The sequence below is a fragment of the Herbaspirillum huttiense genome, from assembly GCF_004367745.1.
GTDB classification, from domain to species: domain Bacteria; phylum Pseudomonadota; class Gammaproteobacteria; order Burkholderiales; family Burkholderiaceae_D; genus Herbaspirillum; species Herbaspirillum huttiense.
Genome location: NZ_CP037993.1, coordinates 203,399 through 228,840, shown reverse-complemented (window position 1 = coordinate 228,840; position 25,442 = coordinate 203,399). Strand labels below are relative to the sequence as shown.

Here is a 25,442-nt window from a genome sequence, read left to right as displayed (position 1 = left end):
CCCTTATAATCGGAATAAAATTTTCTCTATATTTTTTTAACTGAATAAAGTTCAGAAACCATGGCCGGACTCGACAAGATCAGCAAGAAAATTCTGGCGGAGCTGCAAAACGACGGCCGCATCAGCAACGTCGACCTCGCCGCTCGCGTGAACCTGTCGCCGGCCGCTTGCCTGGAGCGGGTTCGCAAACTGCAGGAAGCCGGCTATATCCTGGGTTATGCGGCGCAGCTGAATCCGGAATTGCTGGATGTCTCCTTGCTGGTCTTCATCGAGGTGGTGCTGGACCGCACCACGCCGGATGTCTTTGCCGAGTTCAAGAAGAGCGTGCAGAGCATCCCCGAGATCATGGAATGCCACATGGTGGCCGGCGGCTTCGATTACCTGGTCAAGTCGCGGGTCAAGGACATGAACGCCTATCGTGAATTCCTGGGCAAGTCGCTGCTGCAATTGAAGGGTGTGCGCGAGACCCACACTTATGCGGTAATGGAAGAAGTGAAGAACACCATCCGCCTGCCTATCCGCTGATCCCGGCGTCCTGCCCGCCCGTTTCCGGGGCCTGTCCCTGCTCCAGCCTGCCCTTGCGCCGGTACGCCCCCGGCCCCATTCCGCTGAACTTCTTGAATACCCGGTTGAACGCTGCTTCGGACTGATACCCCACAGCTTCGCCGATCTGGGCCGTGCCCATTTTGCTGTAGCTCAATAGCTGCGCGGCACGCGCCATGCGCAATTGCTGCAGGAGTTCGCCTGGCGTAGTGCCGCCGACCTCCTGGAAGCGCCGCACGAAGGTCGCGCGCGACATGTGGCACAACGCTGCCAGCCGAGGCAGCGTCCAGTCCTGCTGCGGGGCATCCAGCATGGCCTGCATCGCAGGTTGCAGGCCGGGATGGGCCAGCAGCGCCAGCAAACCCGGCTGCGGTCCGCCCTGGGCCAGCCAGGCGCGCAGGGCCAGTCCGAACAGCGCCGCCGCCAGCCCGGCCACCACCGCCTGCGCGCCGGCGCGCAATTCTCCGCGGCCATCGGCGCCCCCGCACTCGTTGCGCAGCAGGGTGGCCAGGGTGTGCAGGCCATCCCCTTGCGGCAGCTGCTGGCCCCGCACCAGCAAGACTTCCGGCAGCGCCTGCACCAGGGCGTTGGAGTGCGGGGCATCGAAATGGAACTGCCCGCAGAGGAAATCCGACAGGGGCTGCGCGCCGCCGGCATCCTCATCATTCACATTCAGTTGCACCGGCGCTGCAGTCACGCCCGGGCGCGCCGCGATGGCTTCGCCGACGGGCGCGATGAAGAGATCATGCGCTGCGCCCCGGGTGAGCACCACCAGGTCGCCAGCCTCCAGCAGCAGAGGTTCCCCTTCCGCCAACTGCAGTTGTGCCCTGCCCTCCAGGATGAAGTGATAAGGCGCCACGCCCGCTGGCAAGGCCGCATGCGGCAGGTTCCAGGGCTGGCCGAAACGGCAGCGGATATCCAGCGCGGCACGCACCGGATGCAGGGAAAGGAGGCGGCTGAGGGCATCCATCATTTTCCTTGGTTGAGCTTTTTGAGCAATTTTATGTGATTTTCAGGCATTCATAATTCCAATCTGTAAGCCTACAGTACCTCCATGCGCAACAAGGACCAGCGGCAATCCTGCCCCGGCCAAGGCGCGGACCTTCACCAAGGAGAAATATCATGTCCCGTTTGAACACTGCCCCCATCAGCGAAGCCAGCGGCCAGGCCGCTCAACTGTTTGCCGCCATCAAGTCTGCAGTCGGCATGGTGCCCAATGCCTACGCCGGCATCGGCAGCCTGAGCCCGGTCGCGCTGGAGTCCGCCCTGCACCTGGATGGCGCCCTGCGCAAGAGCAGCCTGTCGGCCAAGGAAATCGAAGCCATCAAGCTGGCCGTGAGCGAACAGTCCGGTTGCGATTACTGCCTGGCCGCTCACTCGCTCATGGGCAAGAAGGCCGGCCTCTCCGCCCAGGCCATCGACGGCGTGCGCCATGACCGCCCCTCGGGCGATGACCGCCTGGATGTGCTGGCCGACTTCGCGCGCCGCCTGGTCGCTACCCGTGGCACCGTTCCCGCCGATGTGGTCGAACGCGTGCGGGCCGTCTACAGCGATGCCCAGATCGTCGATACGCTGCTGGCCGTCACTGCAATTACCTTCACCAATCTGTTCAATCGTGTGAACGATACTGTTCTGGATTTCCCGCCGGCACCGTAATCGGCCAGTAAAAAATCCGGAAAATTGACTCATTGCTTCATACGCGCCATACAGACGAAAAAAAGCCCGGCAGCCTCCTTGCGGAGACGGCCGGGCAAGCTGCGCTGGCGGGAGGCGCAGTCTCCCGCCGGCACCCGATGACGCCGCTGCCCGGGGCAGCTGGCGTTTCATTCATATCGGTCAAAAGGCGGTGCGTACCCCCACGATGAAGTTGCGGCCACCCAGCGGTACCGTTTCGCGCAGCACCGAGGTGGACAAACGGATGTCCTGGTTCAGCAGGTTGCGGGCCAGTGCGAACCAGGTCAGCTTCACGCCGTTGAGGCGCTGGGTATAGGACAGGTTGGCGTCCAGCTGGGTGTAGGACGGGGTCTCGTAGGTTTCGAAGGAAGCCAGGCGATCCTGCTTCTGCGCGCGCAAGACCTTCACGCCGCTGGCCCAGGGGCCGGTCTTGTAGCCCAGCTCGATGCCGTAGCGGGTGGACGGTTGCAGGGGCAGGTTGCCGAGATTGTCGAGCGTGCCGCGCGAGGTGTCGGCAAAGACCCGGCCGGAGACGCCTTCGCCGTTCCAGTTGTAGGTGACCTCGGCTTCCACGCCGCGGATGGTGGCATCGCCCTGCGACCAGAAGCGCTGGGTGAATTCGCCATCGGGATCGGCCGCGCCGGCAGCGTTCACCTGGCCGTTGGTACGGCCGTAGATGTAGTTGTTGACCTTGTTGCGGAACACATTGCCCTTCCAGCGCACCAGTCCTTCGGTCTTCTGCAGGCTCAACTCGATGTTGTGTGACGTTTCCTTCTTCAACTGGTTGTCGCCGATGTCGTAGGTGGAGGTCGATTCATGCGGGCCTTTGGAGTACAGCTCTTCCACCGTCGGCGCGCGCTGGGCGAAGGAATAGGTCAGGCCCAGGCCGTAGCCGGGCTGGAAGGTCCACAGACCGCCGGTGGACCAGGAGATCAGGCTGAAATCGCGTCCCGGCCGGACGCCGTCGCTGCTGCTGCCGCTGTCCGGACGGCGACTCACGCTCTCGGCGCGCAAGCCGGCGCTGGCCAGCACCTGGCCGAACTGCCGCTCTTCCACCAGGAAGCCGGCAAAGGAGGTCGAACGCGTGGGCGGAGTCAGCTCGGAGACCCCGGTATCGGGCGTGAGGGCCGAGTAGTTGCTTTGCTCGGTCTGCACGCCGAAGGTGCCGTGCCAGCCGGCCAGCGGTGCGTGCGTCAGTTCCCAGCGGGTCTGCAGGGCCCGGTTGGAGAAGACCGTGTTGGGCGTGCCATCCTCCGCCTTCTCGATGTGGGTGTAGTCGGTGTACCCCATGCGGAAGCGGAATTTCTCGATGCCGGCGAAGGGATGATTGACGACGGTATCGAGGTCGTAGCGGTTCTGGTGCAGGTCGATGAAGGATTTTTCATCGGTCGGGATGCCGTAGTGGTCGTCCAGGGTCGCCACCGACAGGCCGACGTAACCCCAGTTGGTCACATAGGAGATGCCGCCACCCAGGCTGGTCTCGTGGGTGAAGGAATTGGGCAGGCGGCCCGATGCGCTGCTGCTGTCCCCCTGGCGGGCGTTGCCGGGGATCTTGTAATTGTCGGTATCGCGGTAGTTGCCGTCCAGGTGCAGGCCGATCTGGCCGGCCGAGGTATCCAGCGAGAAGGACGTGTTCTTTTCGCCATCGACGGTACCGTAGCGGCCTTCGACGGTGCCGGTGGGCTTGCCGACCAGCTCGGTGGGGATACGGTCATTGACCACGTTGACCAGGCCGCCGATGGCGCCCGAGCCATACAGCAGCGCGGCCGGACCGCGCAGGATTTCGATCTGGCGGGCGGTAGCGGCTTCGGTGGCGACCGCATGGTCGTTGGAGACGGTGGAGACGTCGGAGACGCCCATGCCGTTCTGCAGGATCATCACGCGCGGACCTTCCATGCCGCGGATGATGGGACGCGAAGCGCCGGCACCGAAGGCGCTGGCGGACACGCCCAATTCACCCGAAAGGGTGTCGCCCAGCGAGTTGCCGAGCTTGTTGCGCAGTTCGTCACCGGCGATGACCTTGGCGGGCGTGAGGACTTGTACATCCTCCTGAGAGGCGAAGGGGGTGGCAGTGACGACGATGGGTTGCAGCGCCGGTTGGGCAGCGGTTGCAGGGGTCGCGGTGGTGTCAGCCGTCTGGGCCGAAGCCGAAGCGGACCAGGCCGCCAGGGCCGAGAAGACGGCCGAGGCGATGCGTTGGCGTTGAAGAGCCATGTGAATTCCTTGTTATGCGCGAAGCGCCGCCCGCCTTGTCGTGAGGGTGGATGGGGCGGCGCGGATACACCGGCCGTCGGCACGCGATCGCACGCGGCGGCGGCGTCAGGACGACGCCGCGCCACGCACGGATGCGCGAGCGACAACCGGTAACCAGTAATGCGGGTCTTGCAGGGAGAAGGAATTCAGCGCGGCGGGGCGCGCGAGGAGAAATGGCAGTTCAGCGGCGCGTCCCAGGACGCGAAGGCCAGCCACAGGGCCAGCACGCGCACCGGCGGCAGCAACGGAAGGGGAGGAAAATCGATATGCACACCCGCCGACAAGGCGGCGGCGTCATAGGCCACGCAGGAGTGGTGCAGGCCATGGGCGTGGTGGTGATGGGCATCATGCCCGTCGGCGGCAGCGAGTTCGGCGTGCGCCTCCTCGCCCTCGTCGAACAGGGCTTCGCTGATCAGCGAATGGACCGTCCCCGGTGCCCAGCCGGCGTGCGCAATACCGTGCACGAAACCCAGCATCTGCGCGAACAGCAGCGACATCGCCAGCAGGGCGATGACGGTGGAGCTTCGCAGGGCGCGCAGACGGTGCATGAGGCGGGACCAGGTTGGAAACGACAGCGGCACTGCGCCTGCGCACCGCATGGCGCAGGCGTCATCGTGCGAGGCGAGTATCAGTCGCCGTAGAGTTTCTGCTTCAGTTCGCGGCGTTGCTGGGCTTCCAGCGACAGGGTCGCGGTCGGACGCGCCAGCAGGCGCGGGATGCCGATCGGTTCGCCCGTTTCTTCACACCAGCCGTACTCGCCATTGTCGATGGAGACGATGGATTGCTGCACCTTCTTGAGCAGCTTGCGCTCGCGGTCGCGGGTGCGCAGTTCCAGCGCGTGTTCTTCCTCGATGGTGGCGCGGTCAGCCGGGTCCGGCACCAGCACGGTTTCGCGCAGGTGTTCGGTGGTTTCATCCGCGTTCTTGAGCAGATCCTTTTCCAGCTGCTGGAGACGGGCCTTGAAGAAAGCAAGCTGCGCTTCGTTCATGTAGTCCTTCTCGTCCATCTTGAGGATTTGTTCCTCGGTCAGCAACTGCGCTGCAGGGGTAGTTTTGGGAGTCTTGGTTGCCACTTCGCTTACTTTCAATACTACGGGTTTTTCAACTATATCCATTCCCGGCTGATGCACGGCTGCCGGAACAGGTCGCTTGTGAATCCACTTCCCTTGCCGCGTTGGCACCTCTTCGATTGACGTTGTCGCGATCAGTGCGCAGGTCCGGGCCGTCAGGACCGGGGCGCGCTGCCGATGGCGTACGCTTTTTCGCGGTCAAGGATTGTACACCAACGATTCCGTATGCCAAGCCTTTGGCGCGGCGGCCCGCTGGCCATCTCCTCGGGCGGCGTTCCGGTTCATGGAGCGGTTCATGACTTCCCCTGTGACGGGCTAGGCGGGGCGGGCTGATCGCGCTTGTGAATTGTCGTCGTTCGGAACATCAGCCTGGCGCATGCTGCATGCTATTTGCATTGCAACATCCATCCGTGTTTATACCAGAAGAACGGGGGCCGATGGAAGCGACGATGCGTGCCATCCACAGCGCCCGCGTCTATCCGTGCCGCCGGGCACACACCGGGCACTGGCGGTCGCGGCCGATGCCGATGCTGGTCCATTCCATCTCGCGCGCATCCAGGATCAGGAGGCGTCCCGCCAGCGAGCGGCCGATACCGGCCACCAGCTTGATGGCCTCGGCCGCCTGCATGGTGCCGATGATGCCGACCAGGGGCGAAAACACGCCCATGGTGGAACATTGCACTTCCTCGAACTCGCGCTCGGGCGGGAACAGGCAGGCATAGCAGGGGCTGGCCTCCTGGCGCGGGTCGAAAACGCTGATCTGGCCATCAAAGCGGATCGCTGCCCCCGACACCAGCGGCACCCCGGCCGCCACGCAGGCGCGGTTGACCGCATGGCGGGTGGCGAAGTTGTCGCTGCAGTCCAGCACCACATCGGCCGCCGCTACCAGCGCCTGCAGGCGCTCGCCTTCCACCCGCTCGGCCAGCGCCGTGACCTGTATGCCGGGGTTGATCTGCTGCAAGGCTTCGCGCCCGGACGCCACCTTGGGCTGGCCCACGCGCGCGGTGGTATGCATGATCTGGCGCTGCAGGTTGGTCAGATCGACGGTGTCGTGATCCACCAGGGTGATGTGGCCCACCCCGGCCGACGCCAGGTACATGGCCGCCGGCGAGCCCAGGCCGCCGGCACCGATGACCAGCGCATGGCCTTGCAGCAGGCGGGTCTGGCCTTCGATGTCTATCTCGTCAAGCAGGATGTGGCGCGAGTAGCGCAGCAGCTGTTGGTCATCCATCGTCATATCCGACAAGGTTGAGATGAAAAAAAGGGCCGCTGGCAAGTGCTAGCGGCCCGATGTGCCTGCCCGCAGGCGGCGTATTACTTGGTGGTGTCGATCTTCTCGGCGGGCGCCTTGTTGTCCTTGCGCTCGTCCTTCACCGGGGTGTCGTTCTTGCCTTCTTCATTGCGCACTTCCGGCTTGGCGTTGGAAACCTTCACCGGCAGGCCCTTGAGCTGGTTCAGGGCCTGGGTCAGCTGGAAGTCGTCCTTGCTGCCGAAGTCCATGGGCTTGCGCTTCTTCTCGGCGGCGATCAGGCGCTCTTCCGATTGTTCATCCATGGCCTTGGCCTTGACTTCAGCGGACTTGTCGGTGTCGTTGGTCAGGTGCTTGGAGAGATCGGCTTCACGCAGGCGCAGGCCGTTCAAGCCATCGCCATCCGGGTATTCGTCCACCATGATGTCCGGCACGATGCCGCGCGCCTGGATGGAACGGCCCTTGGGCGTGTAGTAGCGGGCGGTGGTCAGCTTGACGGCGGTGTTCTTCTCCGGCGGCAGTGCGATCACCGATTGCACCGAACCCTTGCCGAAGGACTGCGTGCCCATGATGGTGGCGCGCTTGTAATCCTGCAGGGCACCGGCCACGATTTCGGAAGCCGAGGCCGAGCCGCTGTTGATCAGGACCACCATCGGCACCTTCTTGATGGCATCCGGCAGGCGCGACAGCGGATCCGACAGGGGATTGGCGGCGTAATACTCGCGCTTGGCGTAGAAGGTCTGCTTGGAGCTCGGCAGCTGGCCATTGGTGGAGACCACCACCGAATCCTTGGGCAGGAAGGCCGCGGCCACGCCGATGGCTCCCGGCAGCACGCCGCCCGGGTCATTGCGCAGGTCCAGCACGATGCCCTTCAGGTTGGGTTCCTGGGCGTAGATGGCGGCCAGCTTCTTGGACATGTCGTCCACCGTCGGTTCCTGGAACTGGGTCACGCGCAGCCAGGCGTAGCCGGGTTCCACCACCTTGGACTTGACGCTCTGCACGCGGATCTCCTGACGGGTGATGGTCAGGATGATGGGCTTGTCTTCTTCCTTGCGGGCGATGGTCAGGGTGATCTTGGTGTTGGGTTCGCCGCGCATCTTCTTGACGGCTTCATCCAGGGTCAGGCCCTTGACCGGGGTGCTGTCCAGGCGGGTGATCAGGTCACCGGCCTTGATCCCGGCGCGGAAGGCCGGTGAATCCTCGATGGGGGAGATGACCTTGACGTAGCCATCTTCCATGCCGACCTCGATGCCCAGGCCCACGAACTTACCCATGGTGCCTTCGCGCAGCTCCTTGTAGGCCTTCTTGTCCAGATAGGCGGAGTGCGGGTCGAGCGAAGCGACCATGCCGGAAATGGCTTCGGTCAGCAGCTTCTTGTCATCGACCTGCTCGACATAATCTGACTTGATGAGACCGAACACGTCGGCCATCTGGCGCAGCTCCTCCAGGGGCAGCGACGCCGTTGCATTCTTTTGCGCGATGGCGTCGAACTGAATCATCGCAGTGGCGCCTGCCACCATGCCCAACCCGATCAAACCGATATTCTTGAGTTTGCTGCCCATGTGTCACCTAGAAGTTACCCACCCCTGTGGGTCGAATGCGCGGCCTTGATACCGCATTTCAAAGTATAAACCCGATTGCTCATTGCCGCCGCTGTTGCCTGCAGTGGCAATGGTTTCCCCGGTCTTGACCAGGTCACCGGCGCGTTTCAATACCGACTGGTTGTTGCCGTAAATCGTCATGTACTGGTTGCCGTGATCGACGATGATCAGGTTGCCGAAACCGCGCAACCAGTCCGCGAAGACCACGCGTCCTGCTGCCACTGCCCGCACTTCCGCGCCTTCCTGGGCGCGCAGGAACAGGCCCCGGCTGGTCGGTCCGTCGCCGCGGCGGCTGCCGAATTTCGATACCAGCTCGCCCCTGACCGGCAGATGCAATTGTCCGCGCAGGCTGGCAAAGGGCTTGCCGAAATTGTCCGCCTGCGGCTCGGGCAGCGTGTCATTGCGGCCCAAGGAAGCCTGTTGCGGCGGTTCGTCATCATCGATGGCGTCGGCCGGATCGGGCATCTTCGGCGCCGGCTTGCCTTCCTTGGCGGCCTTGGCCGCTTCGGCGGCGCGCTTCTCGGCGCGGGCACGCTGTTCAGCCAGACGCTTCTCGCGTTCGGCCTTGGCTTTGGCCAATTGTTCCTGGCGACGTTTCTCGCGAGCTTCGGCTTCGGCCTTTTTCTGCTGCTCGATGATCTGGGCGAGCTTGTCCACCAAGCTGGAGAGGCGCTGCTGATCCTGCTCGATGCGGCCGGCTTCCTGGCGCTGGGCATTGAGTTTGGTGGAAAGCTGCGCAAGCAAGGTCTGGCGGCGGCCCTTCTCGCGTTCCAGTACCTTCTTCTGTTCCTGTTCTTCCTGGGCGATTTCATCCAGTTCGAACTTGGCATTCTGGGTCTCGGCCTTGTTGGCGCGGATCGCCTGCTGGTTGGCACGCAGGGTTTCAATCAGCTTGGCCTGGGCTTGCGAGACATAGCCCATGTACTGCAGCTCGCGATTGATGCGATTGGGATTGTCGCCGGAGAGCAGCAGCTTGATGCGGTCCTCGTTGCCGGCCACATATTGCTCGCGCAGCAGCTTGGACAGCTGCGCCTGCTGGGCGTTGACCAGCGCGGTCAGTTCGTTCAACTGCTTGACCAGCTGCGCCAGGCGCGCTTCAGTGGCCTGCTGCTCCTGCGCCAGATCGCGCAGCGAACGATTGGCTTTGGAGATCGCCTGTTCGGAAGCGGCCAAGGCATCGGCGGCATTGTCCTTGGCGGTCTCGGTCTGGTCGATATCGCGCTTGAGCGTAGTCAGGCGCTGTTGCAGGTCGGCCTGTTCCTTTTCGGCGGCCTGCTTCTGCCGGGTCCGTTCGGTGATCGGCTGCGCCTGCACCGCGGCACACAGCAGCAGACCGCAAGCCATCGTCGCCAGCAAGCGAAAGACTCCCCGCGGCGCGCCCGACTGGAGGACGGAGCGCGCCGGTGGAATGCACTTTCCGGAAAGGGACGCCGCCTGTGCGGCGGGCGTCTTGCTGGAGCAACGCAGTTTTATTTCGACTTCCCTTGATTGGCCACGGCCTTGAGCGCTGCTTCAATGGCGGACTGGTCGCCCAGGTAGTAGCTCTTGATCGGCTTGAGGTCGGCGTCCAGTTCATAGACCAGCGGCTGGCCATTGGGGATGTTCAGGCCGACGATGTCGTTGTCGCTGATGCCGTCCAGGTACTTGATCAGGGCCCGCAGGCTGTTGCCGTGGGCCGAGATGATGATCTGCTTGCCAGCGCGGATGGCCGGGGCGATGGAGTCATTCCAGGCCGGCAGCACACGCGCCACGGTGTCCTTCAGGCATTCGGTCAGCGGCACCTGCTCGCGCGAGAGGCCGGCGTAGCGGGCGTCGCCGAAGGCATCGCGCTCTTCGCCCGGGGTCAGCGGGTTGGGCGGGGTATCGTAGCTGCGGCGCCAGACCAGCACCTGCTCGTCGCCGTACTGAGCGGCGGTTTCGGCCTTGTTCAGACCTTGCAGGGCGCCGTAGTGGCGTTCGTTGAGGCGCCAGTCGTTCTTGATCGGGATGTACATCTGGTCCATTTCGTCCAGCGTGGTCCAGAGGGTGCGGATGGCGCGCTTCAACACCGAGGTGTAGGCCAGGTCGAAGGAGAAACCGGCTTCCTTGAGCAGCTTGCCAGCCTGGCGGGCTTCAGCCACGCCCTTTTCGGTCAGGTCGACGTCGACCCAGCCGGTGAAGCGGTTGGCCAGGTTCCAGGTCGATTCGCCGTGGCGCATGAATACGATTTTGTACATAGCAGGACTTGTATTGATGATGGATAAACCGCTGCGGCTGCCCCAAAGATCGACTACGCGAGACCGGGTGCACACCTTAAACTAGACTGTTCGGTCCGGATGCAAACCGCGAATGCTTCTATTTTATAATGCCGGGATTCAGTAAACTCATTGGGCTGCCGTGAAATTCATCATCGACAATATTTTCCTGATCGCCCTGGCCTTGGTCTCGGGTGGTGCGCTGCTGGTTCCCTACCTGCAGCAGCGCGGCAACAAGCTGAGCCTCTTGCAGGCCACGCAGATGCTCAACCAGGGCAAGGTGCTGGTGCTGGATGTGCGTGATGCCGAGCAATTCGCCGCCGGCCACCTGCGCGACGCCCGCAACATTCCCTTGAAAGAGTTGCCGCAGCGCATCGGCGAGCTCGACAAGCTCAAGGGCCGCCCGGTCATCGTGGTATGCCAGACCGGCACCCAGGCCAACCGTGCCGAAGCTTCCCTGAAGAAAGCCGGCTTCACCGAAGTCTACGGCTTGAACGGCGGCATCGCCGCCTGGCAGGGCCAAGGCCTGCCGCTGACCACCAAGGAGGCAAAATGAGCGCCCCCGTGACCATGTATTGCACCGCCGTGTGCCCGTATTGCATGATGGCCGAGCGTTTGCTGGCCAGCAAGGGAATCACGCAGATCGAGAAGATCCGCGTGGATCTCGAACCTCAGCAGCGTGAGCTGATGATGCAAAAGACCGGCCGCCGTACCGTGCCCCAGATCTATGTCGGCGACACCCATGTCGGTGGCTTCGATGACCTGAGCGCACTGGACCGTGCCGGCAAGCTGGACCCGCTGCTGCAAGCCTGACGCCAGGGCAGCACACTCCCCCCTATCGATTCACCGAACCTGAAAGAGATCCATGTCGGAACAGAACCAAGAAGCCCAACAGCAACCCGTTTTCCAGATCCAGCGCGTCTACCTGAAGGATCTGTCGCTGGAACAGCCGAATTCCCCGGCCATCTTCCTGGAACAGGAAGCCCCTTCGATCGAAGTGTCGGTGGATGTCGGTGCCGAAGCGCTGGCTGAAGGCGTGTTCGAATCGACCGTGACCATCACCGTGACCGCCAAGGTCAAGGACAAAGTCGCCTTCCTGGTCGAGGGCAAGCAAGCCGGCATCTTCGAGATCCGCAACGTGCCGGCCGAACAACTGGACCCGCTGCTGGGCATCGGCTGCCCCAACATCATCTACCCGTACCTGCGCGCCAACATCGCCGACGCCATCACCCGCGCCGGTTTCCCGCCGGTGCACCTGGCCGAGATCAACTTCGAGGTGTTCTACCAGCAGCGCCTGCAGGCCCTGGCCGAGCAACAAGGCGCGACCCTGGTCAACAACGGCTCCACCGCCGTCAACTGATCGGGTTTCACCCCCTGTCCGCCTGCCGGGCCGGCCGCATCCTCTGCGGCAGCCCGGCACGACAACGAGCCGCCGCAGCCTGTGCTGCGGCGCTTTCCCTTCTGCGGAGACCTTCACGATGAAACGCCTGCCCCTGATTCTTTGCGCCACCCTGCTCGGCGCCTTCATGGCCAAGGATGCCCTGGCCCTGGACTTCAAGTCGGTCGGCGCCTCGCCCGCCATCATGTATGACGCCCCGTCCGAAAAGGGCCGCCGTGTCTATGTCGCGCCGCGCGGCATGCCGGTCGAGGTTGTGCTGACCTATGGCGACTGGAGCAAGGTCAGAGATGCGGCCGGCACGCTGTCCTGGATCTCCTCCAAGGCCTTGACGCCCAAGCGCATGCTGGTGGTGTCGGTGGCCAATGCGCGCATCTTCAATGCTGCCGATGAAAGCAGCCCGGTGGTCTTCACGGCCGACAAGTCGGTCCTGCTGGAGATGCTGGAAAGCCCCAACAACGGCTGGGTCAAGGTCCGCCATCGCGACGGCCAGAGCGGCTTCGTGAAAGCCGGCGATGTCTGGGGCGATTGAGCGAAGAGCGGCCTGAGATGAAAATCACCATTCTCGGCGCCGGCGCATGGGGTACCGCGCTGGCCATTCCCCTGGCGCGCAAGCACCAGGTCGTGCTGTGGGGGCGCAATGCCCAAGCCATGCAGGCCGCCAGCGAGCAACGCGAAAACGGCCTCTACCTGCCCGGATTTCCGCTGCCGCCCGAACTGGCGGTGAGTTCGGACTTCGATGCCGCCGTGCGCCACGTCTGCGACACCCCCTCCGATTCGCTGCTCATTGCCGCCTCATCGGTGTCCGGCCTGCGTGAGCTGGCAGGGCATTTGCGCGCCTATGCCATTCCCAACCTGGTGTGGCTGTGCAAGGGCCTGGAAGAAGGCACGCGCCTGCTGCCGCACCAGGTGGTGCAGGAAGTGCTGGGTTCAGGCGTGGCGGCAGGGGTGCTCTCCGGCCCCTCGTTTGCCCAGGAAGTGGCGCGCGGCCTGCCCTGCGCGCTGACCATCGCCGGTGCCGATGCGGCGCTGTGCGAGCGTGTGGTCGCGGCCGTGCATGGCAACAACATCCGCATCTATTCCAGCGATGACCTGGTGGGGGTGGAGATCGGCGGCGCGGTCAAGAATATCCTGGCCATCGCCACCGGCGTGGCCGATGGCCTGCAACTGGGCTTGAACGCCCGTGCAGCATTGATCACCCGCGGCCTGGCGGAGATCACGCGCTTGGGCGTGGCGCTGGGCGGACGTGCAGAAACCTTCATGGGACTCTCAGGGGTGGGCGATCTCATCCTGACCTGCACCGGCGACCTCTCGCGCAACCGGCGCGTCGGTCTGGGACTGGCTCAAAACAAGAAACTGGACGATATCGTCGCCGAACTCGGCCACGTGGCCGAGGGCGTGCGCTGCGCACAGGCAGTGCGGGCGCTGGCGCGCGAAAAAGGCATTGAGATGCCGATCACCGATGCGGTGGCGGCAGCCTTGTTCGACGGCGTGTCGGTGCAGGACATGGTGACCCGGCTGCTGGCGCGGGATCCGCGCGAAGAAAGCCTGTAAGACAGCCACTCCCGCTCGCACATTGGGACGGGAGATTCACCAAACCTCACCTGAAAGTGAAGCGGAGAAAATGACAGCCGGAGCAGAAATGCCTCCGGCTGTTTTTTTATCGCACGGGAACTGGAAGGGATTCAGGCGGGATGCTGCCCGAATCCGCCCTGCTTCAACGTGCGATGATGTCGCTTTCCATCTTGGGACGCTTGAAGCGTTGCGGCGAACCGCCTTCGAGCGCGTCATCCATCTGCTTGGAGATCTTGTCGTAACGCGCGCTGCAGTCATCGTCCTGATGGACGGCTTCTGCGCCCTTCAGGCGCTTGGCCAGACGGGTACTGCGCGCTTCCCCGCCCATGACGTATTGCTGGGCGGCGCGGCCGGCGTGGTTATTGTTCGTGGTCTTGTTGCGTTGTATGGCTTGCATCATATTTCCTCTTACGTCGCTGACGCTCAACGTTCTTCCATCCTGAGTTGTTGTTCGGAAGAACACGCAGCGCCCCGGAAGATGTTGCCTGCTGCCTTGATTCCGGGAGACTGCTCCAGATACACAAGCACTGCTTTTCTTGACAGTGCTTTAGGTATGTAACGCCCGAGCGGCGTTTTGGAATACGCGAAAAGTCAGTATTTTGTCAGCCAAATTGAAATTTCTGCGCGCCGGCAAAGCCGTGCGGCTACGCAAAAAATGGCGCAAACCCGCTGCCATCAAGGCTGACAGCGCTGTCAGAATGCGCCGGATTGTGCACTTTTGCTGAACAAAAAAAGAGAAAAAAAAGTGTTGCGAAACGTATCTTCCTTCATGTCCCGCATCAAAAATACGACGAAAAGCTTGCCACAAAGAATGTTTATCACCCACTGCGAGAGCTCATCCGTGCACCGGCACGGGCAGCCCCAGGTCCGCCGGGACGAGTGAAAAAACCTTCGCATCGCGCGGTTCACCATGAAAGACCAGGCGATTGCGCGCCAGGCATTCCAGCGTCGCACCCGCCTTCTCCGCCACCCGCTGGCTGCGCAGGTTGCCGGCCTGGGCCACGATTTCCAGGCGGGTGAGCCCGGTCCTGGAGAAGGCGAAAGATGCCGCCGCCCGCGCGGCCAGGGCGGCGATGCCGCGGCCGGTGTAGCCCTCGCGCACCCAGTAGCCCAGGTTGGCCATCTGGTTCAGCTGGCTGACCTGATTGATGGCCACCGAGCCGATCACCAGGCCGTTGCTGCGATCGATGATGTTGAAATCATAAGCCGCGTGTACATGCCATTGCTCGATGGCGCGCTGCAGGAACAGCTTGGCATCCAGCAGGCCGTAGTCAGGGGTGCACCAGGCTTCCCACTGGCCGATGGCATCGCGCGACTGGCGCACGGCGTCATACAGCGCCGGGGCCTCGCGCAGGCCGAGCGGGCGCACTTCGATGGCGCGGTCGCAGTAGATGATTTGCCGTTCACGGTCGATGGAGCGGAGCATGGGGTCCGTAGATGAAGTTTCTTGCAGATCTTACCGAAATTGGACGGTGCCGGAACTGTCCCTGCGGTCAGCCCAGTTGCGCCCGCAATTGCGCCAGATGGGTGATGACCGCCACTTCCGGGGGCAGCTCCGGATGCACGCCATGCTCCTGCAAGGCGATCACACGCATGCCCGCTGCCAGCCCGGCTTGCACGCCCGGCAGGCTGTCTTCCACCACGGCGCAGCGCCGGGGCGGGACGCCCAGGCGTTCTGCGGCGAACAGGAACAGGGCGGGATCAGGTTTCCAGCGTTGCACGTCGTAGGCGCTGAAGATGCGGCCGGCAAAATGCGGCAGCAGTCCGGTCACGCGCAGGCACAGCTCGATCTTGTGATGCGGGGCGTTGGACGCCAGGGCGAAGGGCAGGTGCAGCTGCTCCACCATCTCGACGGCACCGCTGATGGGTTGCAGGTGCTGCTCCAGCATGCCGCCCATGAGGGCGCGCAGTTCCTGCTCGAAGTGGCCCGGCAGGGTCTGGCCATGCAATTGCTCGATGTGCGAGATGCACCACTTCATGCTCACGCCGCGAAAACGCGCCAGCGCCTCGTCGGGGCTGAGGGTGACGCCGTAAGTGGCCACGTACTCGGACCAGGCCCGGGCGGCCACCACTTCGCTGTCGACCAGGGTGCCGTCACAGTCGAAGATGACCAGTTCGGGCGCGGCATTGGGCTGCTTCATCATTGCTCCTTGTTGTTCGGGGGCGTTGGCCGCCCTGTTCAAGGAGCCGCCAACCCCATCAAAGTTCGCCGTAGGAATGCAGGCCCGAAAGGAACATGTTCACTCCCAGGAAGGCAAACGTCGTCACCAGCAGGCCCACCAGCGCCCACCAGGCGGCGGTACGGCCACGCAGGCCCTTCATGAGGCGCATGTGCAGCCAGGCAGCATAGTTGAGCCAGACGATCAGGGCCCAGGTTTCCTTCGGATCCCACGACCAGTAGCCGCCCCAGGCTTCAGCGGCCCACAGCGCGCCCAGGATGGTGGCGATGGTGAAGAAGGCAAAGCCGACGGCGATGGCCTTGTACATCACGTCATCCAGCACTTCCAGCGTGGGCAGGCGATCGGCCAGGATGCCGCGCTCGCGCAGCAGGTAGGCCACCGCTACCATCGCGGCCAGGGCGAAGGTGCCATAGCCGATGAAGTTGGCCGGCACGTGGATCTTCATCCACCAGCTCTGCAGCGCCGGCACCAGCGGCTGGATCTCGGCCGCATCCCGCGAGACGGTATACCACATCAGGAAAGCGACCGCCGCCGTGATGACGGTCAGCACAAAAGCACCCAGCTGGCGCGTGGCGTAACGTTCTTCGTAGTACAGGTAGAAAAGGGCCGTAATCAGGCAGAACAGGACGAAAACTTCATATAAATTGGAAATGGGGATGTGGCCCACATCCGGGCCGATCAGGTAGGACTCGTACCAGCGCACCATCATGCCGGTGAAGCCCAGCACCACGGCCGCCCAGCACAGGCGCGAGCCGATCGCGCTGCCGGTACCGGCGGTGGTGGCCAGGCCGCCCCAGTAGAACAGCGTGGAGAGGCAGAACAGCGCGCTCATCCACAGGATCGCGGACTGGCTGGAGAGCATGTACTTGAGGAAGAATTTCTTGTCCGCCAGTTCCAGCGCGCCGCCATACATGGCGATGGCCCCCAGCGAAAGCACGGCGATCACCAGCATCAGCAGGCGAACCGGCTTCCAGTGCCAGCCCAGCCAGGCGAAGGTCGGTGCGGCCAGCAGCAGCACGGCCTTCTCGTAGTAATCCATATAGCTGCCGAAGCGCCCGAAGGCGTACAGCGATCCGGCCACCAGTGCGGCGGCGTAGATCCAGTCGACGAGACTGAGCCGCCGGAAAAAGCCTTGCTCTTGCTCGTAGGCCTGGTTTGCTTGGGTCAGTTGCATTGCGTTCTCCACTGCTGCTGTCCCGGCACATGCGCAAGCCAAGCCTGCCCCATGTGCCGGGGGATCGCCGCCATTACCGGCGGCATGAAGGGTTCAGGCCGAGGGACCGGGGGCGGGCTGGCCCGCGCCGGTCAGACGGTCTTTCATCTGTTCGAATTCCTTGTCGAAGTCCAGCGTGCGGCGCTGCGTGCTCATGGCCAGCAGGGCCTGGCTGCCCTGGCCATCGGGACCGGGCTTGATCCAGATCCACAGGCGCCGTTCACGAATGTACAGCATCGCGAACACGCCCAGTACCAGGAACAGGCAACCCAGGTAGACCACCTTCTTGCCCGGTGAACGCGTCACCTGCAGCACCGAGGCCTTGATCTCTTGGAAACTCGTGAGCTGCAGGAACACCGGTGCCGGATAGAAGGCCGCATCGGCCAGGGCATTGATGGCCAGCTGCAGATAGCGTCCGTGCTTCTCGTCGCTGGCCACCGGAGCGAGACCCTCTTGGGCGCGCGCAGCTTGCCACAGTTCCCACATGCTGCCGTTGAGGATCTTCATGAAGATGTCGGCGGCCTTTTCCTGTTCGGCCGCGGGCAGTTGCTCCAGGAAGCGCGTCACGGCGATGTAGCCCGAGACCTTGCCGTCGCCGGCAAAAATGGTCAGCCCGCGCAGGGCCGATTGTTCCAGTTGCTCGCGCAACACGGGCGAGGCTTCGCGCCCGCTGCTGATGGCCTGCCGCGCATAGCGGCGTGCGGCTTCCTGGCGCAAAGCCGGATTGGCCAAGGCCGCGCGCAGGCGCATCCACTCGGCGACGCTGTCGTTGTCATCGGCGGGAATGCGCAGGTAACGGAAGGGCTGGTCGGGCTGCTCGCGCATGCCGGCCAGGAAGACATCGGCACCATCGATGGGCAGCGACTGCATGTAGTTGAAGTATTCGCGCGCCTGCCCGGTCTTGTCGCGCAGCTTGTACTGCACGCTCGGGCCGACATTCTTGAAGTCCTTGCTGTTGGCATTCTTGGCACTGGAGCCGAGGTGCTTGTCCAGGCCGTCCATGAAGCCGCTATTGACGTTCTTGCCGACATTGACCGCGCGCGCATCTCCCGAGGTCGAGCCGGAGGCCTGACCGGAGGCGGCGGCCTGCATGTTCTCGACGTTGAAGGGACGGAAGCCGCTCCACTCGATGGTGTAGTCACCGCTGCTGGAGGACAGCGGCGTGCTGCCGTTGACTTCGCCGGCCAGGTCGAAGTGGCTGTTGCTGCCGCCGCGCATCGGGTAGGCGACCAGCTTGAGCTTGCTGCCGCCATCCTCGAAGCTGGACTGGTAGATGGCCACACCCTTGTAGATCAACGGCTCGTTGACCTTGATGGTGGCGGCAGTTTCCTTGCCGGTTTCATGATCGCGCACCACCACTTCGCTGGCGAACAGCTTGGGCATGCCGGTCGAGTAGAAGTCGATGATGAAGCGCTTCAACTGGATGGTGAAGGGCAGGTCCTGGATCATCACGCCATCCTTCTGCGGGATGATGGCGGTGCTGCTGCTGGAGCCTTCAGGAATGAGGGTGTTGCCGCGGAAGGTCGGGTTGTTCAGGCCCAGGCGATAGCGTTCGGGGATCTCGGAAATGATGCCATTGCCGGCAAAGGCCGACTTGCCGTAGAACCATTGCTGGAAGCGGATCGGCAGATCCGAATCGAGCAGGCCGCCCAGGCAGATGATGACGATGGCCGCGTGCGCGAAGATGTAGCCCCACTTGTTGGCCGCTCCCTGCTTGGCCGCCAGCAGCGTGCCGCCTTCCTTGTCGGCCAGCTTGGTCTTGTAGCCGCGCGCGCCGACCTGGCGCAGCAGCCGCGCCGCGGCCTCGGCCGGGGCCTCGGCAGTCGTCCATTCGTGCTTGTGATGGAAATTGCGCAGCGACTGCTCACGCACGTTGTCGCGCCAGCTCTTCACATCGCGCAGCATCTTGGGGGCATTGCGGGCGATGCACAGCGAGGTCGACAGCACCAGGAAGCCCATGATCAGCAGGAACCACCAGGCCGAATACACCGCATACAAACCGGCCTTGCCGAAGATCTCGAACCAGAACGGACCGAACTGGTTCACGTAGTTGGGCATCGGTTCGTTCTGCTTCATCACCGTGCCGATCACCGAGGCGATGGCAATCAGCGTCAGCAGGCTGATCGCAAAGCGCATCGATGAGACCACTTCGACGGCCTCGCCGAGCCAGCGCTGGCGAGTCCTGATCTGGATTCCATGGGTACTGCTGCCCGTCGTCATATTCCTGCCTTACCGGACCGGGCCTGCCGGTTCCGCTTACCTGGGGGGATCTCCTTGCCGGTCGGCAAAGCGATGCGAACCCGGATTTTACCGCTCCGGGGGAAAGTCCGTGATACGCGCCTGCGTAGCCCGGGTATGCCGGGGCGATTATCTGGTCCGGCGGGGAGGGATCATGCCGTGTTGGACGATGTTTCACCACGACGTGCGTCAAGCTGCATGAAAAAAGGCGGCACGCCGGCCGCCTCTTTCCTTCCCGCGCCGTGTGGCGGCAGGCTGATTACTTCAGGCCGGCGATGTAGTCGGCCACGGCCTTGATTTCCTTGTCCGACAGGCGGTCGGCGATGGCGGTCATCTGGGCGCTGTTGGTGCGCGCTCCGCCACGGAAGTTGGTCAGCTGGGCCACCGTGTAATCCTGGTGCTGGCCGGCCAGGCGCGGATACTGGGCCGGGATGCCGGCCCCATTGGGGCTATGGCAGCCGGCGCAGGCCGGCACGTTCTTGGAGGCGATGCCGCCGCGCCAGATGTGCTTGCCCAGCTCGATGGTGTCCTTGTTCTTGGCGGCACCCGGCTTGGGCGCCTGGGCAGCCAGGTAGGCCGCGACGTTGTGGATGTCTTCATCCGAGAGCGCCTTGGCCAGCGGCGACATCACCGGGTTGTTGCGGTCAGGGGTACGGAAGTTGAGCAGCTGCTTGGCGATGTAGGCCTCGTGCTGGCCGGACAGCTTGGGATTCTGGGTGATGGTCGAATTGCCGGCTGCGCCGTGGCAAGACACGCAGGCCACGATGTTGCGGGCATTGTCGCCATTGGTGTAGAGGGCTTCCCCCTTGGCCGGATCGGCCTTGATCGGGGCTTTCTTGTCATCGGCCGCATGGGCCGCCGAGGACACTGCCAGCACGGCAGCAAGAACGGTATACAACAGTGGGGAAAAGGCACGGTTCATTCGTCACCCTAATACTTATTGTGGAATTGAGAGATTTTGCCCGTTCGGCGGCTGGCTGCCCCCTGCCCAAATGCCTGTTGTTTGACCTGTCTCCAATGGCCGCCATATTTTTTGCTTGCTTGGCGTCAACGAGGCGCTGGGTTTCGGGCCATTGTACAATAGCTTCTCCGCGTTTTTCCCTCCTCTTTCGGATTTCCCCCCACCATGTCGCAACTTTGGCAAGCCCGTTTCTTCACCACCGTCAATCACCTGCGGGACCTGCCCAAGACCAGTGTGCCGGAAATCGCCTTCGCCGGCCGTTCCAACGCCGGCAAATCCAGTGCCATCAACGTGCTGTGCAATCAGAAGCGCCTGGCCTTCGCCTCCAAGACACCGGGACGCACCCAGCACATCAACTATTTCTCGCTGGGCGGCGCCCACGTCGGCCAGCACCGCAATGACGAGGCGCGCCCCGACGAGATCCGCGCCATGCTGGTGGATTTGCCCGGCTATGGCTACGCCGAGGTCTCCGGCTCGGCCAAGCATCACTGGCAAGCCCTGCTGGGTGATTACGTGCGCCAGCGCGAGCAACTGGCGGCGCTGGTAATGATCGTCGATTCGCGCCGTCCCTTCACCGACCTGGATATCCAGATGATCGAGTGGTTCGCCCCCACCGGCAAACCCATCCATTGCATCCTGAGCAAGGCCGACAAGCTCAACCGCAACGAATCCACCAATGCCCTGCGCCAGGCCCAGACCTTCCTGCAAAGCTATGTGGATGCGGATGGCCAGCCCTTCCCGTTCACGGCCCAACTGTTCTCGGCGCTGAAGCGCATCGGTCTGGACGAAGCCAACGACAAGATCCTGGAACTGGCCGGCCTGAACCAGCCAGTTGAGACGGCCGAACCGGTGGCCCCGGCTGCGCTGGCAAATGAAGGTGCTGGCAGCGCCGACACCAACACACCGCAAGCCTGATCGCCGACAAGGCAAGATCTTTCCAGACGGAGTACAACGCATGAATAAAAAAACCCCGGAGAACAGGGAAATTCTCCGGGGAAGAACGCCTTTCGCTTGCGCGATCAGCCCCGCTCAGGGAGGGAAGGGGAAGCGGGAGGTGAAAAAATCACCTGCCGCCAAGATAATGCAAGTCTCGGAAATTGGAGCAGATCTGTAATCAAAGGAATCAAATCTCCGAAGATAGCGATATTTGCCTCGAAATAATTCCAAGATAGCCTCAAATAACATCTAATTTTTGAAAGCTGACCTATGTCCTTGACCGATTTCAGTTCCAACGCCGGCTACCCTGCCCTGCGCATGCGCCGCATGCGCCGCGACGCCTTTTCGCGCGCCCTGATGGCCGAAAACGTCATCACCAGTGCCGACCTGATCTACCCCGTGTTTGTGCAGGAGGGCCAGAACCTGCGCACCCCCGTGGCCTCGCTGCCGGGCGTGGAGCGCCTGTCGCTGGATACGCTGCTGCCGGTGGCCGAGGAATGCGTCAAGCTGGGCGTGCCGGTGCTGGCGCTGTTCCCGGTAATCGATCCGGCCCTGAAGACGCCCGACGGCATCGAGGCCACCAATCCCGACGGCCTGGTGCCGCGCGTGGTGCGCGCCCTGAAGGACCGCTTCCCCGAACTGGGCGTGCTGTGCGACGTGGCACTGGACCCCTACACCAGCCACGGCCAGGACGGCGTGCTCGACGAAACCGGCTACATCCTCAACGATGAAACCATCGCGCTGCTGGTCAAGCAGGCGCAAACCCAGGCCGATGCCGGCGTGGACGTGGTGGCCCCCTCGGACATGATGGACGGCCGCATCGCCGCCATCCGCGCCATGCTGGAAGCCCAAGGCCACATCTATACCCGCATCATGGCCTACTCGGCCAAATACGCCTCAGCCTTCTACGGCCCCTTCCGCGACGCCGTCGGCTCGGCCGCCAACCTGGGCAAAGGCAGCAAGGCCACCTACCAGATGGATCCGGCCAACAGCGACGAAGCCCTGCGCGAAGTGGCGCTGGACCTGCAGGAAGGTGCCGACATGGTCATGGTCAAGCCCGGCATGCCCTACCTGGACATCGTGCGCCGCGTGAAGGATGAATTCCGCGTGCCCACCTTCGCCTACCAGGTCAGCGGCGAATACGCCATGATCAAGGCCGCCGCCCAGAACGGCTGGCTGGACCACGACAAGACCATGATGGAAGCCATGATGGCCTTCAAGCGCGCCGGCGCCGATGGCGTGCTGACCTACTTCGCGCTGGACATCGCGCGCAAGCTCAAGCAGGGCTGACCCCTCTCCCACCCCAGGCCCGGCCAATGACCGACGACCCCGCGCTCGCCCAGTTCACGCAGCTGCGGCCGCGCCTGTTCGGCGTGGCCTACCGCATGCTGGCCTCGCGCAGCGAGGCCGACGACGTTCTGCAGGACGCCTGGCTGCGCTGGCACGCCCAGGACAAGTCGGTCCTGGGCTCGGCCGAAGCCTGGCTGGTCACGGTGGTGACCCGCCTGTGCATCGACCGCCTGCGCCAGCTGCAGCAGGAGCGCCAGCACTACGTCGGCCACTGGCTGCCGGAGCCGCTGGTGGGCCTGGCCGAACCGGCGCCGGAGATCGACCTGTTCGGCGCGGCCCGACTGGCTCCCTCGCCGGAAGCCCTGCTGGAGCAGCAAAGTGACGTTTCCTTCGCCTACCTCCTGCTGCTGGAACGCCTCAAGCCCGAGGAACGCGCGGCCTTCCTGCTACGTGAAGTCTTTGACAACGACTATCCCGACATCGCCGCGATCCTGCAGAAATCCGAGGCCAGTTGCCGCCAACTGGTGCATCGCGCCCGCGAGCGCCTGGCGCGGCAGGAGGCCGATGGCGTCGCCCGCACCAACGTACGCGCCGCTTCCAGCCCGGTTACGCGCGAAACCCACGCCCTGCTGCTGGAGAAATTCATGCAGGCCGTGCAAAGCGGCCAGCGCGAGGCCATGCTGGGCCTGCTGGCCGAGGATGCACGCCTGATCGGCGACGGTGGCGGCAAGGTGGCCTCGTTCCCGCACCCGCTGGCCGGTGGCGAGCGCATCTCCTGGCTGTACTACGCCAATGTGCGGCGCTTCGCCCAACGCATCGTCTATCGCACGGCCTGGATCAACGGCAGCCCGGGCTTGCTGCGCTACGTCGATGGTGCGCTGGAATCGGCCCAGGTACTGGAATCGGATGGGCTGCGCATCCACGCCATCTATGTGGTGCGCAACCCCGACAAGCTGGCCGCCATCGCGCAGCAGAACACGGCACCCTGAGATTTTTCAGGTTTCTTCATTTATTTTTCATCGGATCTGTCACAAGGGGCGAGCCCACTCCGTCTAGAAGGGGAACAGCGACGATTGGCGTCGTTGTCACCTTATCCCCGATGGAGAATCCTCATGTCCGACTTCAAGCAACGCCTGCCCCACGCCAAGCTCGCCGCCCCGGCCTTCAATGCCCTGCTCAAGGCCAGCGAAGTGGTGCACCAGAGCGGTGTCGATCCCAAGCTGCTGGAACTGGTATTCCTGCGCGTCTCGCAACTGAACGGCTGCGCTTTCTGCACCGACATGCATTCGCACGACCTGCTGCAAAAGGGCGAAGACCAGCAGCGCTTGAACACCCTGGCGGCCTGGCGCGAGATCGCCTTCTTCACCGAGGCCGAACGCGCCGCGCTGAGCTGGGCCGAGCGTTTCACCCACCTGCACCAGCCCGATGCCGAGAAGGAGGATGCCGCCTTCGCCCTGCTGCAGCAGCACTTCAACGATACCGAGATCGCCAACCTGACCTTCGCGGTCGCCATCATCAACGCCTGGAACCGCCTGGGCGTGGCCATGCGCCCGCAGGCACCGCGCCGCGCCTGATCGGCCCATCGGCATCTCACACAGGTGAAAAAAAACGCACCCCGGTCACCCGGGATGCGTTGAACATGGTCCGATCCACATCAGACTTCTTGCTCAAAACCTGGCGGGCGGCGGCTTTACCAGCGCCACCCGGCTTGATGCTTCATGGCGTCGGTGCGCTCACTTCCACAGTGCGCACTTGGATTCCGCCTTGGTCATGTAGGCTTGCTCGCCGGGGATGGTCTGCACCAGCTTGTAGTAATCCCATGGACGCTTGGATTCGGAAGGTTTCTTCACTTCCATCAGGTACATGTCGTGCACCATGCGGCCGTCCGGGCGCACCACGCCATTGCTGGTGAAGAAATCCTTGATCCGGTTCTTGCGCAGGTAGTCCATGACCTGGTCGGCATCGGTGCTGCCCACGGCCTTGACCGCCTTCAGGTACTGGCCCACGGCCGACGCGTCACCGGCCTGGAACATGGACGGCATCTTCTTCATTTTCAGGAAGTAGCGATTGGCCCAGGCACGGCTCTCCTCGTTCAGGTCCCAATACCAGCCATCGGTGAGATACATCCCTTGCGTCATCTGCAGACCCAGCGAATGGGTATCGTTGATGAAGATCAGCAGGCCGGCCAGTTTCATGGTCTTGTTCACGCCGAATTCATTGGCGGCTTTGATCGCATTGATGACATCGCCCCCGGCTATGGCCAGCCCCAGGATCTGCGCCTTGGAGGACTGCGCCTGCAACAGGAAGGACGAGAAATCCGACGTCGCCAGCGGCACGCGGGTCGCGCCGACGACGTTGCCGCCATTGCTCTTGACGACCTCGCTGGTGTCCTTCTCCAGCGAGGTACCGAAGGCGTAATCCGCCGTCAGGAAATACCAGGACTTGCCGCCCTGGCGCGTGATGGCCGCGCCCGTGCCGCGCGCCAGGGCCGTGGTGTCGTAGGCGTACTGGACGGTGTAGGCATTGCACTCCTCATTGGTCTGGCGGGTGGTGCCGGCGCCGACCGAGATGAAGACCTTCTTCTTCTCGCCCGCCACCTTGCCCATGGCCAGGCTGGCGGCCGAGTTCACGCCGCCGACCAGCATGTCCACGCCATCGCGGTCGAACCATTCGCGGGCCTTGTTGGCGGCGATGTCGGCCTTGTTCTGGTGGTCGGCAAAGACCAGTTCCACTTTCTTGCCATTGATAGTGCCGCCGGCGTCGGCAATGGCCATGCGGATGGCTTCGACGCCGCCCTGGCCGTCGAAGTCGGCATAGGTGCCGGACATGTCGGTGATGAAGCCGATCTTGATGGTGTCGCCCGCCGCCTGGGCGGATGGCAGGGTGGCTGCGCCCAGCAGGGCACAGGCGGCCGACAGCGCGGCGCGCCGGATGAATGCGGTCATGGGGTCTCCTCCTTTGGGGGTCCTGGAATGTGATTCTTGTTGCGACCCCGCAATCGAGTGCGGGGAAGGTCTTGCGGGACCGGCA

Annotated in this window: 26 protein-coding genes; 11 read left to right on the top strand and 15 right to left on the bottom strand. The window is 63.5% G+C overall.

The features are described 5' to 3' along the window. Positions 1 to 60 precede the first annotated feature (60 nt). Positions 61 to 525 (top strand): Lrp/AsnC ligand binding domain-containing protein, encoded by a 465-nt coding sequence (locus E2K99_RS01120; protein ID WP_008334229.1) that lies wholly within the window; start codon positions 61 to 63, stop codon positions 523 to 525. Here the strand turns inward: E2K99_RS01120 and E2K99_RS01115 are convergent. After that, entirely contained in the window at positions 515 to 1,513 is a 999-nt protein-coding gene (locus tag E2K99_RS01115) for an AraC family transcriptional regulator (RefSeq protein ID WP_134221069.1), read from the bottom strand. The two genes, E2K99_RS01120 and E2K99_RS01115, sit on opposite strands and share 11 nt — an antisense overlap. 152 nt (positions 1,514 to 1,665) lie before the next feature. On the opposite strand from E2K99_RS01115, the gene E2K99_RS01110 reads away from it, so the two are divergent. Further along, the gene (locus tag E2K99_RS01110; protein ID WP_039789581.1) at positions 1,666 to 2,199 is read left to right on the top strand and encodes a carboxymuconolactone decarboxylase family protein; all 534 of its coding nucleotides are present in this window, start codon (positions 1,666 to 1,668) and stop codon (positions 2,197 to 2,199) included. 180 nt (positions 2,200 to 2,379) lie between these two features. On the opposite strand, the gene E2K99_RS01105 is transcribed toward E2K99_RS01110, so the two are convergent. The 7 genes from E2K99_RS01105 to gpmA all read right to left on the bottom strand — a co-directional run bounded on the left by E2K99_RS01105 (position 2,380) and on the right by gpmA (position 10,605). Next, a complete protein-coding gene (locus tag E2K99_RS01105) occupies positions 2,380 to 4,431 on the bottom strand; it encodes a TonB-dependent receptor (protein ID WP_134221068.1) in 2,052 nt (683 codons plus the stop codon). Between the two features lie 185 nt (positions 4,432 to 4,616). Then, the gene (locus E2K99_RS01100) at positions 4,617 to 5,018 is read right to left on the bottom strand and encodes a hypothetical protein (protein ID WP_134221067.1); all 402 of its coding nucleotides are present in this window, start codon (positions 5,016 to 5,018) and stop codon (positions 4,617 to 4,619) included. An 80-nt stretch (positions 5,019 to 5,098) separates the two neighbouring features. Then, positions 5,099 to 5,584, bottom strand: coding sequence for an RNA polymerase-binding protein DksA (gene dksA, locus E2K99_RS01095; protein WP_182993485.1), 486 nt, complete (start codon positions 5,582 to 5,584; stop codon positions 5,099 to 5,101). Positions 5,585 to 6,014: 430 nt separating this feature from the next. Further along, positions 6,015 to 6,770, bottom strand: coding sequence for a HesA/MoeB/ThiF family protein (locus tag E2K99_RS01090; protein ID WP_134221066.1), 756 nt, complete (start codon positions 6,768 to 6,770; stop codon positions 6,015 to 6,017). 83 nt (positions 6,771 to 6,853) lie between these two features. Further along, the gene (locus E2K99_RS01085; protein ID WP_034340501.1) at positions 6,854 to 8,350 is read right to left on the bottom strand and encodes a S41 family peptidase; all 1,497 of its coding nucleotides are present in this window, start codon (positions 8,348 to 8,350) and stop codon (positions 6,854 to 6,856) included. 3 nt (positions 8,351 to 8,353) lie between these two features. After that, positions 8,354 to 9,733, bottom strand: a complete 1,380-nt coding sequence (locus tag E2K99_RS01080; RefSeq protein ID WP_134221065.1) for a murein hydrolase activator EnvC family protein — start codon at positions 9,731 to 9,733, stop codon at positions 8,354 to 8,356. Between the two features lie 125 nt (positions 9,734 to 9,858). After that, entirely contained in the window at positions 9,859 to 10,605 is a 747-nt protein-coding gene (gene gpmA, locus E2K99_RS01075; protein ID WP_006464885.1) for a 2,3-diphosphoglycerate-dependent phosphoglycerate mutase, read from the bottom strand. Positions 10,606 to 10,765: 160 nt separating this feature from the next. On the opposite strand from gpmA, the gene E2K99_RS01070 reads away from it, so the two are divergent. From E2K99_RS01070 to E2K99_RS01050, 5 genes are all read left to right on the top strand, one after another. After that, entirely contained in the window at positions 10,766 to 11,179 is a 414-nt protein-coding gene (locus E2K99_RS01070) for a rhodanese-like domain-containing protein (protein ID WP_088757369.1), read from the top strand. Beyond that, positions 11,176 to 11,436 (top strand): glutaredoxin 3, encoded by a 261-nt coding sequence (gene grxC, locus E2K99_RS01065; RefSeq protein WP_034340510.1) that lies wholly within the window; start codon positions 11,176 to 11,178, stop codon positions 11,434 to 11,436. Before E2K99_RS01070 ends, grxC begins: the two co-directional genes overlap by 4 nt. A 52-nt stretch (positions 11,437 to 11,488) precedes the next feature. After that, positions 11,489 to 11,983 (top strand): protein-export chaperone SecB, encoded by a 495-nt coding sequence (gene secB / locus E2K99_RS01060; protein ID WP_013232209.1) that lies wholly within the window; start codon positions 11,489 to 11,491, stop codon positions 11,981 to 11,983. Between the two features lie 118 nt (positions 11,984 to 12,101). Further along, positions 12,102 to 12,551, top strand: a complete 450-nt coding sequence (locus E2K99_RS01055) for an SH3 domain-containing protein (protein ID WP_034340513.1) — start codon at positions 12,102 to 12,104, stop codon at positions 12,549 to 12,551. Positions 12,552 to 12,568: 17 nt separating this feature from the next. Further along, positions 12,569 to 13,573, top strand: a complete 1,005-nt coding sequence (locus E2K99_RS01050; protein ID WP_134221064.1) for an NAD(P)H-dependent glycerol-3-phosphate dehydrogenase — start codon at positions 12,569 to 12,571, stop codon at positions 13,571 to 13,573. Positions 13,574 to 13,736: 163 nt separating this feature from the next. On the opposite strand, the gene E2K99_RS01045 is transcribed toward E2K99_RS01050, so the two are convergent. The 6 genes from E2K99_RS01045 to E2K99_RS01020 all read right to left on the bottom strand — a co-directional run bounded on the left by E2K99_RS01045 (position 13,737) and on the right by E2K99_RS01020 (position 20,147). Continuing rightward, entirely contained in the window at positions 13,737 to 13,991 is a 255-nt protein-coding gene (locus tag E2K99_RS01045; protein WP_088757371.1) for a hypothetical protein, read from the bottom strand. Positions 13,992 to 14,429: 438 nt separating this feature from the next. After that, positions 14,430 to 15,020, bottom strand: coding sequence for a GNAT family N-acetyltransferase (locus E2K99_RS01040; RefSeq protein WP_034340524.1), 591 nt, complete (start codon positions 15,018 to 15,020; stop codon positions 14,430 to 14,432). Positions 15,021 to 15,087: 67 nt separating this feature from the next. Further along, positions 15,088 to 15,735, bottom strand: a complete 648-nt coding sequence (locus E2K99_RS01035; RefSeq protein ID WP_134221063.1) for an HAD family hydrolase — start codon at positions 15,733 to 15,735, stop codon at positions 15,088 to 15,090. Between the two features lie 58 nt (positions 15,736 to 15,793). Next, positions 15,794 to 16,948, bottom strand: coding sequence for a c-type cytochrome biogenesis protein CcsB (gene ccsB / locus E2K99_RS01030; RefSeq protein ID WP_134221062.1), 1,155 nt, complete (start codon positions 16,946 to 16,948; stop codon positions 15,794 to 15,796). Positions 16,949 to 17,041: 93 nt separating this feature from the next. Then, complete coding sequence (locus tag E2K99_RS01025) at positions 17,042 to 19,207, bottom strand: cytochrome c biogenesis protein ResB (protein WP_134221061.1); 2,166 nt, start codon at positions 19,205 to 19,207, stop codon at positions 17,042 to 17,044. A gap of 277 nt (positions 19,208 to 19,484) precedes the next feature. Beyond that, complete coding sequence (locus E2K99_RS01020; protein ID WP_039789612.1) at positions 19,485 to 20,147, bottom strand: c-type cytochrome; 663 nt, start codon at positions 20,145 to 20,147, stop codon at positions 19,485 to 19,487. Positions 20,148 to 20,351: 204 nt separating this feature from the next. Here E2K99_RS01020 and yihA point away from each other — a divergent pair, with 204 nt between their 5' ends. The 4 genes from yihA (at position 20,352) to E2K99_RS01000 (ending at position 23,986) form a co-directional block, all read left to right on the top strand. After that, positions 20,352 to 21,101, top strand: a complete 750-nt coding sequence (yihA, locus tag E2K99_RS01015) for a ribosome biogenesis GTP-binding protein YihA/YsxC (protein WP_039789614.1) — start codon at positions 20,352 to 20,354, stop codon at positions 21,099 to 21,101. Between the two features lie 291 nt (positions 21,102 to 21,392). Next, positions 21,393 to 22,412: a porphobilinogen synthase gene (hemB, locus tag E2K99_RS01010; protein ID WP_039789615.1), complete on the top strand. Its 1,020-nt coding sequence runs from the start codon at positions 21,393 to 21,395 to the stop codon at positions 22,410 to 22,412. A gap of 26 nt (positions 22,413 to 22,438) precedes the next feature. Continuing rightward, complete coding sequence (gene sigJ, locus E2K99_RS01005; protein WP_134221060.1) at positions 22,439 to 23,401, top strand: RNA polymerase sigma factor SigJ; 963 nt, start codon at positions 22,439 to 22,441, stop codon at positions 23,399 to 23,401. Between the two features lie 123 nt (positions 23,402 to 23,524). Next, entirely contained in the window at positions 23,525 to 23,986 is a 462-nt protein-coding gene (locus tag E2K99_RS01000) for a carboxymuconolactone decarboxylase family protein (RefSeq protein WP_134221059.1), read from the top strand. 159 nt (positions 23,987 to 24,145) lie between these two features. Here the strand turns inward: E2K99_RS01000 and E2K99_RS00995 are convergent, their stop codons facing one another. Beyond that, positions 24,146 to 25,357: an ABC transporter substrate-binding protein gene (locus tag E2K99_RS00995; RefSeq protein ID WP_134221058.1), complete on the bottom strand. Its 1,212-nt coding sequence runs from the start codon at positions 25,355 to 25,357 to the stop codon at positions 24,146 to 24,148. Between the last annotated feature and the right edge of the window lie 85 nt (positions 25,358 to 25,442).

Coding starts and splice junctions, on each gene's coding strand:
- E2K99_RS01120 (WP_008334229.1), top strand. CDS start 61: ATGGCCGGACTCGACAAGATCAGCAAGAAAATTCTGGCGGAGCTGCAA.
- E2K99_RS01115 (WP_134221069.1), bottom strand. CDS start 1,513: ATGGATGCCCTCAGCCGCCTCCTTTCCCTGCATCCGGTGCGTGCCGCG.
- E2K99_RS01110 (WP_039789581.1), top strand. CDS start 1,666: ATGTCCCGTTTGAACACTGCCCCCATCAGCGAAGCCAGCGGCCAGGCC.
- E2K99_RS01105 (WP_134221068.1), bottom strand. CDS start 4,431: ATGGCTCTTCAACGCCAACGCATCGCCTCGGCCGTCTTCTCGGCCCTG.
- E2K99_RS01100 (WP_134221067.1), bottom strand. CDS start 5,018: ATGCACCGTCTGCGCGCCCTGCGAAGCTCCACCGTCATCGCCCTGCTG.
- dksA (WP_182993485.1), bottom strand. CDS start 5,584: ATGGATATAGTTGAAAAACCCGTAGTATTGAAAGTAAGCGAAGTGGCA.
- E2K99_RS01090 (WP_134221066.1), bottom strand. CDS start 6,770: ATGGATGACCAACAGCTGCTGCGCTACTCGCGCCACATCCTGCTTGAC.
- E2K99_RS01085 (WP_034340501.1), bottom strand. CDS start 8,350: ATGGGCAGCAAACTCAAGAATATCGGTTTGATCGGGTTGGGCATGGTG.
- E2K99_RS01080 (WP_134221065.1), bottom strand. CDS start 9,733: ATGGCTTGCGGTCTGCTGCTGTGTGCCGCGGTGCAGGCGCAGCCGATC.
- gpmA (WP_006464885.1), bottom strand. CDS start 10,605: ATGTACAAAATCGTATTCATGCGCCACGGCGAATCGACCTGGAACCTG.
- grxC (WP_034340510.1), top strand. CDS start 11,176: ATGAGCGCCCCCGTGACCATGTATTGCACCGCCGTGTGCCCGTATTGC.
- secB (WP_013232209.1), top strand. CDS start 11,489: ATGTCGGAACAGAACCAAGAAGCCCAACAGCAACCCGTTTTCCAGATC.
- E2K99_RS01055 (WP_034340513.1), top strand. CDS start 12,102: ATGAAACGCCTGCCCCTGATTCTTTGCGCCACCCTGCTCGGCGCCTTC.
- E2K99_RS01050 (WP_134221064.1), top strand. CDS start 12,569: ATGAAAATCACCATTCTCGGCGCCGGCGCATGGGGTACCGCGCTGGCC.
- E2K99_RS01045 (WP_088757371.1), bottom strand. CDS start 13,991: ATGCAAGCCATACAACGCAACAAGACCACGAACAATAACCACGCCGGC.
- E2K99_RS01040 (WP_034340524.1), bottom strand. CDS start 15,020: ATGCTCCGCTCCATCGACCGTGAACGGCAAATCATCTACTGCGACCGC.
- E2K99_RS01035 (WP_134221063.1), bottom strand. CDS start 15,735: ATGAAGCAGCCCAATGCCGCGCCCGAACTGGTCATCTTCGACTGTGAC.
- ccsB (WP_134221062.1), bottom strand. CDS start 16,948: ATGCAACTGACCCAAGCAAACCAGGCCTACGAGCAAGAGCAAGGCTTT.
- E2K99_RS01025 (WP_134221061.1), bottom strand. CDS start 19,207: ATGACGACGGGCAGCAGTACCCATGGAATCCAGATCAGGACTCGCCAG.
- E2K99_RS01020 (WP_039789612.1), bottom strand. CDS start 20,147: ATGAACCGTGCCTTTTCCCCACTGTTGTATACCGTTCTTGCTGCCGTG.
- yihA (WP_039789614.1), top strand. CDS start 20,352: ATGTCGCAACTTTGGCAAGCCCGTTTCTTCACCACCGTCAATCACCTG.
- hemB (WP_039789615.1), top strand. CDS start 21,393: ATGTCCTTGACCGATTTCAGTTCCAACGCCGGCTACCCTGCCCTGCGC.
- sigJ (WP_134221060.1), top strand. CDS start 22,439: ATGACCGACGACCCCGCGCTCGCCCAGTTCACGCAGCTGCGGCCGCGC.
- E2K99_RS01000 (WP_134221059.1), top strand. CDS start 23,525: ATGTCCGACTTCAAGCAACGCCTGCCCCACGCCAAGCTCGCCGCCCCG.
- E2K99_RS00995 (WP_134221058.1), bottom strand. CDS start 25,357: ATGACCGCATTCATCCGGCGCGCCGCGCTGTCGGCCGCCTGTGCCCTG.